General features: G+C 72.7%; 11 protein-coding genes. 7 read left to right on the top strand and 4 right to left on the bottom strand.

Annotation, left to right across the window (positions count from 1 at the left end; translation table 11 throughout):
• Positions 1 to 84: 84 nt before the first annotated feature.
• Positions 85 to 2,910: a KAP family P-loop NTPase fold protein gene (locus QSK34_RS02855; protein ID WP_285579547.1), complete on the top strand. Its 2,826-nt coding sequence runs from the start codon at positions 85 to 87 to the stop codon at positions 2,908 to 2,910.
• A 122-nt stretch (positions 2,911 to 3,032) separates the two neighbouring features.
• Here the strand turns inward: QSK34_RS02855 and QSK34_RS02850 are convergent, their stop codons facing one another.
• Positions 3,033 to 3,500 (bottom strand): Dps family protein, encoded by a 468-nt coding sequence (locus QSK34_RS02850; RefSeq protein ID WP_161480147.1) that lies wholly within the window; start codon positions 3,498 to 3,500, stop codon positions 3,033 to 3,035.
• 108 nt (positions 3,501 to 3,608) lie between these two features.
• On the opposite strand from QSK34_RS02850, the gene QSK34_RS02845 reads away from it, so the two are divergent.
• Complete coding sequence (locus QSK34_RS02845; RefSeq protein ID WP_285579544.1) at positions 3,609 to 4,505, top strand: MerR family transcriptional regulator; 897 nt, start codon at positions 3,609 to 3,611, stop codon at positions 4,503 to 4,505.
• On the top strand, positions 4,502 to 6,868 hold the full coding sequence (locus QSK34_RS02840) for a VIT domain-containing protein (protein WP_285579542.1): 2,367 nt from the start codon (positions 4,502 to 4,504) through the stop codon (positions 6,866 to 6,868). The genes QSK34_RS02845 and QSK34_RS02840 overlap by 4 nt, the downstream gene beginning before the upstream one ends.
• Positions 6,869 to 6,919: 51 nt before the next feature.
• Here the strand turns inward: QSK34_RS02840 and QSK34_RS02835 are convergent, their stop codons facing one another.
• Complete coding sequence (locus tag QSK34_RS02835) at positions 6,920 to 7,627, bottom strand: lysophospholipid acyltransferase family protein (RefSeq protein ID WP_285579540.1); 708 nt, start codon at positions 7,625 to 7,627, stop codon at positions 6,920 to 6,922.
• A gap of 124 nt (positions 7,628 to 7,751) precedes the next feature.
• On the opposite strand from QSK34_RS02835, the gene QSK34_RS02830 reads away from it, so the two are divergent.
• Both QSK34_RS02830 and QSK34_RS02825 read left to right on the top strand, forming a co-directional pair.
• A complete protein-coding gene (locus QSK34_RS02830) occupies positions 7,752 to 8,516 on the top strand; it encodes an alpha/beta hydrolase (protein WP_285579538.1) in 765 nt (254 codons plus the stop codon).
• A 12-nt stretch (positions 8,517 to 8,528) separates the two neighbouring features.
• Entirely contained in the window at positions 8,529 to 8,999 is a 471-nt protein-coding gene (locus QSK34_RS02825) for a hypothetical protein (protein ID WP_285579536.1), read from the top strand.
• Between the two features lie 11 nt (positions 9,000 to 9,010).
• Here the strand turns inward: QSK34_RS02825 and QSK34_RS02820 are convergent, their stop codons facing one another.
• Positions 9,011 to 10,147, bottom strand: coding sequence for a hypothetical protein (locus QSK34_RS02820; RefSeq protein WP_285579534.1), 1,137 nt, complete (start codon positions 10,145 to 10,147; stop codon positions 9,011 to 9,013).
• 457 nt (positions 10,148 to 10,604) lie between these two features.
• On the opposite strand from QSK34_RS02820, the gene QSK34_RS02815 reads away from it, so the two are divergent.
• Positions 10,605 to 11,231: a hypothetical protein gene (locus QSK34_RS02815; protein WP_285579532.1), complete on the top strand. Its 627-nt coding sequence runs from the start codon at positions 10,605 to 10,607 to the stop codon at positions 11,229 to 11,231.
• Positions 11,232 to 11,344: 113 nt separating this feature from the next.
• Positions 11,345 to 13,516 carry a bifunctional polysaccharide deacetylase/glycosyltransferase family 2 protein gene (locus QSK34_RS02810; RefSeq protein ID WP_285579531.1) on the top strand — a complete coding sequence of 724 codons (2,172 nt, stop codon included), beginning with the start codon at positions 11,345 to 11,347 and terminating at the stop codon, positions 13,514 to 13,516.
• Here the strand turns inward: QSK34_RS02810 and QSK34_RS02805 are convergent.
• A complete protein-coding gene (locus QSK34_RS02805; RefSeq protein WP_285579529.1) occupies positions 13,464 to 14,039 on the bottom strand; it encodes an endonuclease/exonuclease/phosphatase family protein in 576 nt (191 codons plus the stop codon). The genes QSK34_RS02810 and QSK34_RS02805 overlap by 53 nt on opposite strands.
• Between the last annotated feature and the right edge of the window lies 1 nt (position 14,040).

Raw genomic sequence — 14,040 nt, 5'->3', positions numbered from 1 at the left:
CGGGGAATCGGCGCGGGTCCCACGCTAAAACTTTGCCCAAACCACGGGCGGCGGAGAGCTGGACCATTTCTAGAGTGATCGGCCATGCCCCTTCCTCCAGGAGACGTGCTCGCGCCCGCCGTCACCTCGCGCCGCGCCCTCGTCTTCCTCGACCAGGACCCACCGGGCCGCCGGCTGGCCAGTGCCCTCAGATCGTCCGGCTACGCCGTCGAGACCTGCCCGTCGGGGCGGCGCGACCACGAACGGCTGGCCGCGTTCCTCGCCTCCGGACGGCCGGGCGACCTGCTGCTGGTGCGCTGGCCGTCGACCGCGACCTGGTCGGGGGCCGACTTCGCGACGCTGGTGAAGCGGTTCGGGGCCTCCGTCGGCGAGACCACCGCCTCGGCCGTGCTGATGATCGTCGACTTCGGGTGGATCGGCAGCGCCTCCCCCGACGAGCAGACCGTCAGCGCGCTGTTGACCCCGCCGGGCATCGCCGCCGCCGCGCTGACCACGGGCCTGGCCCTCGGTACGGAGGTGCGGCCGGGGGCGCCGTCCCTGACGGAGGTGGTCGCCGACGGGCTGCTGACCTTCGACGCCGACCTCGGCGGCGACGGCGTGGTCTCGGTCGCCGACCTGCTGGCCCACGCCCTGGCGGCCTTCGGCGAGCACGCCGAGTTCCTGCCCCACCTGCTGACCTCGCCGGAGGCGCTCGACGTGGCGGTGGCGGTGCGCGGCACCGTGCCGGGCACGCTGCCCACGGTGTTCGAGCGGGCCGCCGCGATGCTGGGCGGCCCCCGGCCGAAGTCGGCCGAGCAGGCGGTCGCCCGGATCTACGACGAGCACCTGTCGGCGGAGGCGCAACTGCTGCTGCGGCGCGGCAGCCTGCTGGCCGAGGGAGAGCGGCTGACCGGCGAGGTGGCCGAGGTGCTCGGCGGCACCAGGAAGGGCCGCACCGAGCTCGCCGAGTGGGGCCTGCTGGGTGAACCGTTCAGCCACCCCGCGGTGGCCGTCTTCGGCCGGGCCCGGCTCGACGACGACGAGCGGGCCACCCTGCCGGGCGCGCTGCGCCGCTGGCGGGCCCGCCGCCGGGCCACCCGCCCCCGCGCCCGGCTGACCCCCGACCGGTGGACCGTCGACGACCATCTCGGCCACCGCGTCTACGCCGAGGCCATCGCCGCGTTCATCCGGCACGCCGAGACCCGGCCGCCGCTGACGATCGGGGTCAAGGGCCCCTGGGGCACCGGCAAGACCTCGCTGATGCGGATGATCCAGGAGGAGCTCGACCCCGGCGCCCCGGCCGGGAAGGCCCGCGAGCTGCGGCTGCCCCGCAGCCTCCCGGCCCGCCCGCCGGCCCGGTTGATCCGGCTGCTGGCCCGGCTCTGGCCGGGGAGCCGGACCGCCGAGGGCGTCACCAACGCCGAGGTCCGGGCCGCCGCCAAGGAGTCCGAGGGGGCGTCCGCGCCGGTCGAGGCGGCCTCGGGGAGCTGGCGTCCGACGGTCTGGTTCAACCCGTGGATGTACCAGAACGACGAGCAGGTCTGGGCCGGGCTGGCTCACGAGATCATCACCCAGATCACCGGCCGGCTGCCCCGCGCCGAGCGGGAGCGCTTCTGGCTCCGGCTCAACCTGGCCCGCGTCGACCGCGAGGCGGTCCGCCGCCGCGCCTACCACCTGGCGCTCATGCGGCTCGGCCCGGCGCTGCTGGGGCTGGTCCTGACGCTGCTGCTGTCGGGCGCGTCCCTGCTGGCCGCGCCGCTGCTCCCGGTCCTGTCCGGCGCGGCCGGCGCGCTCGCCTCGGGCGGCGCGGTGGCCGCGGTCTTCGCGGCCTCTGTACGCCTGGCGCGTTTCCTCACCGAATCGGCCGAGTCGGCCTTCGCGTCGCTGGTCCGGGCGCCCGATCCGCTGAGCGGGGACGGGCCGGGCTACGGGGCGCGGACGGGCTTCCTGCATCTCGTCCAGACCGACATGGGCCATGTGCTCGACCTGGTCGCCACCTCCGAGCGTCCCCTGGTGGTCTTCGTGGACGACCTCGACCGCTGCTCGTCGGGCGCGGTCGCCCAGGTGATCGAGGCGATCAACCTGTTCCTGGCCGGAGAGTTCCCCAACTGCGTGTTCGTGCTGGCCATGGAGCCCGAGGTGGTGGCCGCACACGTCGAGGTGGCCTACCGCGACCTGGCCGAGAGCATGCCCGCCCACCTGCGCGAGGACCTCGGCTGGCGGTTCCTGGAGAAGATCGTCCAGCTGCCGCTGCGGGTGCCCCTGCTGGACGAGGACGCCCGCCTGCCCGAATACGTGCGCGCCCTGATGGACATTCCGGCCCAGCGCCGCGCGCCGGTCGCCGCCCCGGTCCGCCCGTCGGTCGACCTGGCGATGGTGGCCCGCATCGAGCGGCAGATCCGGGGCTCCGGCGCCCGGGTCGACACCCTGGACGAGGCGGCCCGCGCGGCCCAGGACACGGTGGCCGTGGCGGAGGGCGAGACCTCGGCGCTCGGCGGCCTGTGGGCGGAGACCCGCCTGGCCGCCGACCGTGTGTTCGACGACCTCTACAGCGACGAGAACGCCTACCGGGCCATCCGGGGCGCGCTGCCGGTGCTGACGGCGTCCAACCCGCGCGAGCTCAAGCGCTATGTGAACGTCTTCCGCTTCTACTCGTTCGTCACCTACCGCCAGCGGCTGGCCGGGGAACGCGCCGCCTCCGATGCCGAGGTGGCGAAACTGGCCGCGCTCACGGTCCGCTGGCCGCACCTGCTGTCGCGCCTGTCGGGTGGCAGCGTGCTGGGGAAGCTGGAGGAGGCCGCCCGCGACGGCGGCCGGTGGGAGGAGGCCCTGGCCGCCGCGGGCCTCGAACCGGGGCCGCGATGGGACCCGCTGAAGGTGCTGCTGGCCGCCCCACCTTCGGTGACCGACCTGGCCAGACGCCTGCTCTGAACACACCGATGCCGCGGTCTCGAAAGACCGCGGCATCGGTTCCCGGTGACCCAGGTTGGCGCCGCCGCTCCTGAAAGGATCCAGCCAATCACGTCAGGCGCGGCGGCCGTCTCGGTCGGGGGTCAGCGCTGGGCCTGGATCATCCAGTGCTGCTTCTCCAGCTCCCGGCAGATCCCGATCAGGAGGTCCTGGGTGAGCAGGTCGCTCTTCTCCGTCGCCTCGATGCGCTCGCGCATGCGGCGCACGATCGACTCCAGGATGTCGGTCATCGCGGCGATGACCTTGCCGTCCTCGATGTAACCGGGGTCGAGCTGGTGCAGGTGCGTGTGCTCGGCCAGCGTGCGCGCCCGGCCGTCAGGGTTGACGCCGATGGCGATGGCCCGCTCGGCCACACTGTCGGCGCTGTCGCGCGCCAGACTGACGATCTCGTCGAGCTGCAGGTGCAGCGAACGGAACGACCGTCCGATGATGTTCCAATGGGCCTGCTTGCCGAGCAACGACAGGTCCAGCAGATCGACAAGCGCCCCCTGAAGCGCCTCAGCCGTGACCTTCTTGTCTTCCGCGCTCAGAAGGCTGGTGATCGAAGCCATGAAAGCGGATCTCCCTCCCACATAAGTCGGTCTATTCCGCACAACAGTGGACGAATCGCCCGTATTCCCTAGTTGACAGTGTCATCGTGACAGTGTCACTGTGGAGGTATGGACGAGACCTGGACCATCGCCGAACTGGCCGAGCGCGCGACCGCCGCGCTCGCCGGGCTGGCGCCTGCCAACGGCCGGGTCAGCGACGTGCCGAACGAACGCCTGATCCGCTACTACACGACGATCGGCCTCCTCGACCCGCCCCTCGCCCGGCGCGGCCGGATCGCCCTCTACGGCCGACGGCACCTTCTGCAGCTGGTGGCGGTCAAGCGCCGCCAGGCCGAAGGCGCGTCCAACGCGGCCATCCAGCGTGAACTCCTCGGCGCGACCGACGACCACCTCGCCGCCCTGGCGGGCGGCCGCGCGACCTCCCTGAGCACCCACGACGCCGGAAGACCCACAGGCACCAGGCCCACGCCGGACATGGGCGACCTTGCCGCGCTCCCGGGCAACGGGGCCGGAAGACCTCCGGGCACCGGGCCCGCGCCGGAAGCGGGCGACCCGGCCACACTCCCCGAAAACCAGGCAGGAAGACCTCCGGGCACCGGGCCCGCGCCGGAAGCGGGCGACCCGGCCACGCTCCCGGCCAACGGCTCCGTCCATCCGCGTGACGCCGGGAGTCTCGCGGGCGACGGACCCTCCCGTGAGAGCCGGGAATCCGAAAGGACCGCCGCCGGCGACGTCGGCGGGCGGGCGGGCCCGGCGCCGAACCGCCCGCCGGCCCGGCAGGCCCCCGTGGAATCCCGGCCCCGGTTCTGGGCCACCCCGCCGCTCCCGTCGCCGCCCCGCCCGATCTTCCCGCCCGTGTTCCACGGCGTCAGCCTGACCCCGGAGGCGGCTCTGCTGCTCTCCCGCCCGCTCACCGACGACGAGCACGCGGCCGTCACCGTGGCCGCGCAACCGTTGATCGACCTCCTGACCGAGCTCGGTTTCACCGAAGGGATCCCGTCATGACCGTTCCCATCACGCCGATCAGGCCCGATGAGGTGCTGCCGGTTCCCGACGCGGGGTTCGGCGCCCTGGAGACCGAGAAGGGCAACCTGCCCCTGGAGTCGGTCGACGTCCGCGCCTCCGTCTCGGCCCTCACCGCCGGGGTCGCGGTCGTGCAGGGGTTCCGCAACCCGCACGACGTGCCGCTCGAAGCGACCTACGTCTTCCCGCTGCCGCCGCGCGCGGCCGTCACCGCGTTCCGCATGGAGGCCGACGGCCACGTTGTCGAGGGCGTGCTGAAGGAGCGCGGTCAGGCGCGGGCCGACTACACCCGCGCCCTCCACGAGGGCCGGCGGGCCGCCATCGCCGAGGAGGACCGGCCCGACGTCTTCGCCATCAGGGTCGGCAACATCGTGCCGGGCGAGCGGGTGACCGTCCACCTCGACCTGAGCCAGCCCCTGCCCTACGAGGACGGCGCGGCCGAGTTCCGCTTCCCGCTGGTCGTGGCCCCGCGTTACATCCCGGGCGCTCCCTTCGACGGCGAGCCCGCCGGGCCCGGCGTCGAACCCGACACCGACGCGGTCCCCGACGCCTCCCGGATCACGCCGCCGGTGCTGCTGCCCGGCTTCCCGAACCCGGTCCGCCTCGGCCTGAGCGTGACCGTCGACCCGGCCGGGCTCGACATCACCGAGATCCAGAGCAGCCTGCACGACGTCGACCGCGAGGGCGACACCCTCACGGTCCGGCCGGGCGAGCGGCTCGACCGCGACTTCATCCTCCGGTTCCGCTACGCCGCCTCGACCTCCCTCACGCTCACCCCCGACGCCGAGGGCGAGGAGGGCACCTTCGCGCTGACCGTCCTGCCGCCCGACGTGGCGCAGCGGCGCACGCCGCGCGACGTGGTGCTGCTGCTCGACCGGTCGGGCAGCATGTCGGGCTGGAAGATGGTCGCCGCCCGCCGGGCCGCCGCCCGGATCGTCGACACCCTCACCGCCGACGACCGGTTCGCGGTGATCTCCTTCGACCACGTCGTCGAGCAGCCCTTCCCCGGCCTGGCCGAGGCGAGCGACCGCACCCGCTACCGCGCGGTCGAGCACCTGGCCCGCCTGGAGGCCCGGGGCGGCACCGAGATGCTCCGGCCGCTGGAGACCGCGCTCGACCTGCTGGCCGACCCCCGCCGCGACCGGGTGCTGGTCATGGTCACCGACGGCCAGGTCGGCAACGAGGACCAGATCATCGAGCGCGTCGGCGCGCGGCTCACCGGCGACGTCCGGGTCCACACGGTCGGCATCGACCAGGCGGTCAACGCCGGTTTCCTGGGCCGCCTGGCGCTGCTCGGCGGCGGCCGCTGCGAGCTGGTCGAGTCGGAGGACCGCCTCGACGCCGCGATGGAGCACATCCACCGCCGCATCGGCGCGCCCCTGGTCACCGACGTGACCCTCCACCCCGAGGGCCTGACCGTCTCCGGTGTCACCCACGTCGGCTCGGTGTTCCCGGGCGTCCCGCTCACCGCTTTCGGCCGCTACCGGGCGGCGTCCGGACAGGCCTCGATCTCGGTACGCGGCCAGGCGGCCACCCCCTGGTCCGAGACCGTGACCGCGCGGGAGAGCGCCAACCCGGCCGTCCGCGCGATCTGGGCGCGCGCCGAGCTGCGGCGGCTGGAGGACCGGTACACGATCGGCGAGCACACCCTGGAGAAGCGCATCGTCGAGACGTCGCTGGCGTTCGGGGTGCTCTGCCGGTTCACCGCGTTCGTGGCGGTCGACGAGCGGGTGGTCGGCGACGGCCCGCCCGTCCACCAGGTGATCCAGCCGGTGGAGACCCCGGCGGGCTGGGAGGCGGCCGCGCCCGTCCAGCTGACCGCCGCCGGTGGCGTGATGCCGATGATGGCCCAGGCCAGTCTGGGGTTCAGCGCCCCGCCGCCCGCCGCACCCGGCGGCCCTCCGCCGATGCCGGCGCCGATGTCCCCGCCCATGGCCCCGCCGATGCCGCGCTCGGCTCCGAAGGCCGCGGGCAGGCTGCGCCGGGCGTTCGGCGGCGGAGGTGGCGGAATGGACCGCATGATGCCCCACCCGGGCCGGGAGCAGGCGCCGCAGACCGACCTGAGCGGCATCGTCCCGCTGCTGGAGGGCGAGCTGACCCGGCTGGCCCAGGCGAAGGGGCGGCCCGACGACGAGCGCCGCCGCTACCTGGCCGACCTGGCCAGCCGGTTGCGGGTGGCCGCCCAGATGGTGGGCGGGCACCACGAGCTGACCGCGCTGGCCAGCGAGCTCGAATGGGCCGAACGGGCCGACTTCGACCTCGCGCGCGGCTGGGCCAAGACCGAGGAGCTGCTGACCCGGCTGACGGGCGGCGCCCCGGAGCCGAAGCCCTTCTGGAAGCGCTGAACACGGTGAAGGGCCCGGACTTGACGAAGCCCGGGCCCTTTACAAAGTAGATCACTGGTTCTCTTTGGCCGCCTTCGCGGCGCGGACCATCTCGACCTTCGCGCTGGCCGCGTACTTGTCGACGTATTCCTGACCGGAGAGTTCCATGAGGGCGTACATGATCTCGTCGGTGACCGCCCGCAACACGTGGAAGTCGTTCTCCATCCCGTAGTAACGGGAGAAGTCGAGCGGCTTGCCGTAGCGGACGCCGGGACGGATGCCGAGCTTGGGGACGAGCCGGCCGGGCGGCATCATCTCGAAGGTGTTGACCATCGCCCACGGGATGACCGGCGCCCGCGATTCCAGGGCGAGCCGGGCCACGCCGGTCTTGCCCTTGTAGAGGCGGCCGTCGGGCGAGCGGGTGCCCTCGGGGTAGATGCCCAGCACGTTGTCCTCGCGCAGCACCCGCAGGCCGGTGTTGAGCGCGGCCTCACTGGCCTTGCCGCCCGACCGGTCGATCGGGACGGTGCCGACCCCGGAGAAGAACGCCCGGCTGACCAGGCCCTTCAGGCCGGAACCGGTGAAGTAGTCGGACTTGCCGAGGGAGATGACCTTGCGGGGCAGGAACAGCGCCCCGAAGAAGTGGTCGGCGAACGACAGGTGATTTCCGGCCAGGATGACCGGCCCCTCTTTCGGCACGTTGTCCACCCCTTCCGCCCATGGGCGGAAGACGAAGTGGAGGAAGGGCCAGAGGATGGCCTTGACCACCCAGTAGAACACTCAGGGGCTCCTTCTCTCGGCATTGCCTGTGCCATCTGTTCGTGTCATCTTGCCACGCCGACTCCCCTCGCACGACTACGCCTTAACGTGCGACTATCGGGCATATTTCCCATCGGGAGGTGCCATGCCGTTGTTGCCGGGCGCGGAGCCCTACCATCACGAGGGCGGACCGGTCGGGGTGCTGCTCTGCCATGGCTTCACGGGGACGCCACAGTCGCTGCGCCCGTGGGGTGAACACCTCGCGGATGCCGGGCTGACGGTCTCACTGCCCCGATTGCCGGGGCATGGAACCACCTGGCAGGAAATGAATCGAACCCGCTGGGAGGACTGGTACGCCGAAATAGACCGGGCCTTCACGGTGCTGAAGTCCAAGTGCGCGGACGTTTTCGTGATGGGCCTGTCGATGGGCGGCTGCATGGGCCTGCGGCTGGCCGAGGTGCACGGCCCCGCCGTGCGGGGCCTGGTGCTGGTCAACCCGTCGGTCGTGAACGACAACCCGGCGCTGAACTTCGCGCCGGTCCTCAAGTGGCTGCTGCCCTCGGTGGCGGGGGTGGCCAACGACATCAAGAAGGCGGGGGCGACCGAGCTGGCGTACACGAGAACGCCGGTGCGGGCGGCGGCCACGCTGCCGAAGCTCTGGCGCCTCACGCAGTCGCAGCTGTCGAAGATCACCCAGCCGGTGCTCGTCTACCGTTCCCCGGAAGATCATGTGGTCAAAGAGGCCAGCGTGGCGTTCCTGCGCGACAGAATGGGAGAGAACCTGGAAATCCGGGAGTGCGTGAACAGCTATCACGTGGCGACACTCGACAACGACGCCCCGCTCATCTTCTCGGGGAGCCTCGACTTCGTCCGCACGCACGCCTCGGTACCCTTGACCAAAGACCTGTGACCTGGGATCGATGTGACGCCGCAGAGTGACGAAGACGAGGTCTGGCGTCAAATCGTCGCCTCATTCAACGAGAGCGCCGGAGACGATCCGGCCGACCGGCCATGGCCCGACCGGGAGAACGTCCCGGACGGCGAGGAGCCGACGCCCAAGCCCACGCCCGAAGAGCTCGACGAGGTCGACGAGGTCGACGAGCCCCGCGACGAGACGGGCGACGAACCGGCCGAAGACGACGACCACGACCACTACGTCCCGCCGCCTCCGCCACCCCTGCCGAAGGCCGACCTGGTGACCCGGGTGGCCTGGACGGCCCTGTTCGGCGGGCCCGCCTACCTGCTGCTGGCCGCGATGCTGAAGCTCCCGATGGACCCGTGGATCGTCTTCACGGCGGTGGCCTCGTTCATCGGCGGCTTCGTGGCGCTGGTGGTCCGCATGGGCGACGGCCCGCCCAACGACTCGGGGTGGGACGACGGGGCCGTGATCTGAGCCCGGCCGCCCTAACGGACGGGTGAGCCGGCCGCCGGGCCGAAGGTCTCGACCAGGTCGCTGTAGTGGTCGTCGGCGAGCACGTGGCCGACGGCCATCGTCATGTCGTCGGTCCGGACGACCGCCTGGAGCCGAACCGACCGGTCGCCCGCGCCGGCCTCGCCGCGCAGGGGCTTCCACTTCTTGTCGGTGTAGCGGAGCAGGAAGGCCTCGCCCGGACGTTCGGCGTCGTAGCCCGACGCCCAGTAGCCGCCCTTGCCGTCGCCGGTCACGCCGTAGAGTTCGGCGTCGCCGGCGGGCAGGGTCTCGCGGTGCCACTTGCGGCCGTCCCAGCGCAGGATCAGCGGGAAGGTGGTGCCGTCTTCGGTGAACACGCCGCCGACCGCGACCGCGCGTTTGGCGCTGGTGATGTAGACGTCGCGCAGGTAGCCGCCCTCGATGCCGGGCAGGCTCACCGGCTTCCAGGCCCCGCCCGCCATCCGCAGGATCAGCGGCTCGTCGCCGTTGTTGCCGACGGCCCAGCCGTCCTTGCCGCGCAGCGCGACGCCGTGGAGGACGCCGTCGGGGCCTTCGTGCACCTTCCACGCGGGCCCGCTCGTCACCACGAGCACCCGCCCGCCGCGGCTGCCGACGATCACCGCCTTGCCGGGTTCGGCCGCCACGGCACGCAACCAGTCGCCTGCCCTGACCTGGGGAACCACGACCCGGTCGATGCCGCTGCCGCCGCCCCGCCCGACGTAGGGCACGCCGTCGTGGCCGTCGCCGACCACCCACACCTCGTTGTCGGAGACCGCGCTGACCGAGCGCAGCGGCCCGGCCCCGGTGGCGTCGCCCCGTGTGGGCACCTCGGTCCAGGAGGCGCCGTTCCAGCGGGTGACGATGCCACGGTTGCGCCAGACGTCCCACAACCCGGTCTGCCCGACGGCCCAGACGGCCGTGCCGGACACCCCGCTGACGTCGGCGAGCGCGGCGTCCCGGCCGAGGCGCGCCGACGAGGCCTGCCGCACGACCTCTTCGGGAACGGTCGCGGACCAGGCGGAGGCGGTGGACACGTGCGCGAGCGATGGTGCGAGCGGGAGCTGGCCGGCCAGCAGACCGGCGAGGAACACACACAACGGCACCGCACACCGCATCAAGCGGCGGGGCATGAACAAATCGTACGGGGACGCACGGCCCCCGCGGGCGATAGGACGGAATTCCCCCGGTCAAGACCACCTCCGAGAGCCCCCATCCAGGCCTAGATCGCCAACCTCAAACCCCAGAACCACCCAGGTCAGGGGAAGGACTTCGGCAATCGCGAGACAACCGGCCCACGCGGCCGCGTCCCCCTGGACCCGCACGGCGGACCGGATCGGCGCCCGGAACCCGGCGGATTCGCCGTTCACCCCGATGACGGCGACTAACAGAGAATAGGCCGGACGATCGGGCCGGCCGTATTCTTCTCGATCGCGAAAAACGACAAAGTCCGACATTGAAGACTTGTCAGATTCCGCAGGTCGTCAGCCCGGGACAGCGGCCAGGATCGCTCCCCGAAATTCCGAATCGCAACCTTTTCTCGAATGGGATCGGTCATCCCCGCGTTATCCGTGTCACTACCATTTACTCGTGCTTCCTGAGGAATATCCGACAAAAGCCGTCTTCGTGGATCAGAGCGGCCGCCGCCGCCGGTTGATGACGATGGTGTCGATCGGGTCGGGCATCCCGCTCGTGGCACTGGTCGTGATCCTGGTCGGCGGCCTGTTCTCCGACACGGGGCTCTCGGGGTTCGGATGGCCGGGCGATTCGCGCGGTGGGCCCGCCGACAAGGCCACACCCGATCCCGCCAGGGAAGCCCGCCCGAGCCGGCCGGAGCGACCGACGCCGACGGCCCGCCTGGGGAACCGTCCGGCCGTCAGCACCGCCCGCCCGGTCTCGCCGTCGGCGCGCCCGCGACCCCGGAGCAGCCCCCGGCCCAAGCTCAGCCCGCGGCCCTCGCGCGACCCTGCGCCACACCGGCGGCCAGAGCCTCCTTCCGGCTCCCCGAGCGCCGCGGCGCCCGACCTCACGACCGCCCCCACCCCAGGCGGCACGACGAACCCCTCCCCCGACGGCCCCACCGCACAACCCACGACCGGTGTGACGACCGAACCCACCGGCGGCTCAGCCACCGATCCCGCCACCCGCCTCACCAACGGCAGCCGACCACTCGGCCCGGGCACCACGACCCCAGACCATGACCAGGCGGCCCGATGACGCGCACCCGCTCCGGCCGCGCGCGCCCCTCCCGGTCCGGCGACGGTCAGGATTCGCGCGGAACGAGACCTCCGCCCAAAGGGCGCTCACCGCGCGGGCGACGCCGGCCGCCGGTGGCCAGGACCGCCACGGCCAACGGCCTGCCGTCCGGCCCCCGGGGGCACTGGTTCCTGGTCGCCGCCGGCCTCCTGGTGGTCGCCGCCGCGCTGACGCTCGACGGATACGCGGCCAACGTCGTCGGTGAGACGCGGCCGGGCCCGCCCGCCGGTTTCGCGTCCGCCGAGGCGGCCGAGGTCCGGCGTGGCGGTCCCGTCGTCAACGTCACGGGAGACCGGCCCGCCAGCGTGCGGCTGCCGGGCAGGACGGTCGCGCTGACGTTCAACGACGGCCCCGATCCCGAGTGGACCCCCCAGGTCCTCGACGTGCTCGCCCGGCACGGCGCCAAGGCCACCTTCTTCGTGGTCGGGTCGAAGGTCGCCAGGCACCCCGATCTGGCGCGGCGCATCGTCGCGGAGGGCCACGAACTGGGCAACCACACCTATTCGCACGCCGACCTGGCGGCCGTGCCCGCCTGGCGGCTGCGGCTGGAGTCCTCGCTCACGCAGCGGGCGCTGGCCGGAGCGACGGGGTTGCACACGACGCTGGCCCGGCCGCCCCACTCCCCCGCGCCCCCGGTGGTCACCGACCTCCAGTGGGCCGCCATGAAGGAACTTGCGGCCGAGGGCCACCTCGTCGTCCTGACCGACCTCGACGCCAAGGACTGGAGCCGCCCCGGCACGGCCGAGATCGTGGCGTCGTCGCTGCCCGCCGGGGGCGAGGGCGCGGTCGTCACGATGCGCGATTCCGGCGGCGACCGGCGGCAGACCGTCGAGGCCCTCGATCTGGTCCTGGAGAGGCTGAAGGGCGAGGACTACCGGGCCGTCACGGTGACCGAGGCGATCGGCATGCCGTCGGCGCACCGGCGGGCCGGCGCGGTCGACCGGTTCTTCGGCGCCGCCCTCAACCTGGCCCAGCGCGCCTCGGAGACCTTCACCGGCGTGCTGCGCTGGGCGCTGTTCATCGCCGGTGCGCTCACGCTGGGGCGGTTCGGCTTCTTCATCGTGCTCGCGGGCGTGCACGCGCACCGCACGCGCGGGGGCACGAGACGGAGGAACGCGGTGGGCGGATGGCCGATCCCTCCCCCGGTGACCGTGATCGTGCCCGCGTACAACGAGGCGGCGGGCATCCAGGCGACGCTCCGCTCCCTGGTCGCCACCTCCTACCGGGGCGAACTGGAGATCCTCGTCGTCGACGACGGCTCGACCGACGGCACCGCCGACCTGGCGGCCGCACCCGGGTTTCCCGGTGTGCGGGTGATCCGCCGCCCCAACGGCGGCAAGCCGGCCGCGCTCAACACCGGCATCGCGCAGGCCTCGCACGAGCTGCTCATCATGGTCGACGGCGACACCGTCTTCGAACGCGCCACGATCGGCCGCCTGGTCCGCCGGTTCGCCGACCCGGCGATCGGCGCGGTGAGCGGCAACACCAAGGTCGGCAACCGGCGCGGCGCGATCGGCCGCTGGCAGCACATCGAGTACGTCATCGGCTTCAACCTCGACCGCCGCGCCTTCGAACTGCTCGACTGCATGGCGACCGTGCCCGGGGCCGTCGGGGCGTTCCGGCGTTCGGCGCTGGTGGCGCTGGGCGGGGTCAGCGGCGACACGCTGGCCGAGGACACCGACCTGACGATGGCGTTGTGCCGGGCCGGGTGGCGTGTGGTCTACGAGGAGAACGCGGTGGCCTGGACCGAGGCGCCCGCGTCGCTCGGCGAGTTGTGGAGACAGCGGTACCGCTGGTGCTACGGCACTCTCCAGGCGATGTGGAAACACCGGCGCGCGGTCGTGGAGCGCAACCCGTTCGGCCGCCGCTGCCTGGGCTACCTGACGCTGTTCCACGTGCTGCTGCCTCTGCTGGCGCCCGTCGTCGACCTCATGGCGATCCACGCCATCGCCGTGGACGACCCTCTGCCGGTCGTGGCGGCCTGGGCCGGTTTCGTCCTGGTACAGGGGTTGATCGGCTGGTACGCCCTGCTCCTGGACGGCGAACGCGCCTCCGCGTTGTGGATCCTGCCGCTCCAGCAGTTCGTCTACCGCCAGCTCATGTATCTGGTGGTCATCCAGTCGCTGGCGACGGCGCTGCTGGGGGTGCGGCTGCGCTGGCACGGCATCCGCCGGGAGGGCACGTTCAACGAGTTCACGCAAGCCGCAGGTCGGTCACTACCGGCCGGTGGTCCGAGGCGACCGTGAGGTCGGCCTCGTCCGCGCCCGCGACTCCCCGCGCGAGCGCCGCCACGCCGCGCCCGGTGAAGATCGCGTCGATGCGCTTGCCCGCGAAGGTCGGCCCGTCGCCGCCCTCGTCGTACCGCGAGGCGAGGTGTCGCCACGCCGCCGCCTCCGGCAGTTCGTTCAGGTCGCCCGCCAGGACCGGCACCGCGTCGAAGCGGGCCGCCACCGACTCGGTCCGGCGCACGATCTCCACCGCGTGCGCCAGCCGGGCCCCCGCGTGGAGGTCGAGGTGGAAGGAGACCGCGGCCAGGCGCACTCCCTCGGCCTCGACCACGGCGACCGCCATCGACCGGCGTTCGAGGCCCGGGAACCAGCGCAGCCGGCGGTGTTCGGCGTGCACGACCCGTACACCCGGCCTGACCAGCACCGCCACCCCCGAGAAGCGGGAGTGGCAGGCCGGTTCCAGGCCGGTCAGCCGGGAGAAGGCGAGGCCGAGGCCGCGCTCCTGCACGCACAGCACGTCGGCGGCCAGCGCGCGCACCACC

The sequence above is a fragment of the Herbidospora sp. NBRC 101105 genome, from assembly GCF_030269205.1.
In the GTDB taxonomy this organism is placed as follows: Bacteria; Actinomycetota; Actinomycetes; order Streptosporangiales; family Streptosporangiaceae; genus Herbidospora; species Herbidospora solisilvae.
The sequence above is the reverse complement of the archived record's forward strand: the minus strand, read 5'-3'. Positions and strand labels throughout refer to the sequence as shown.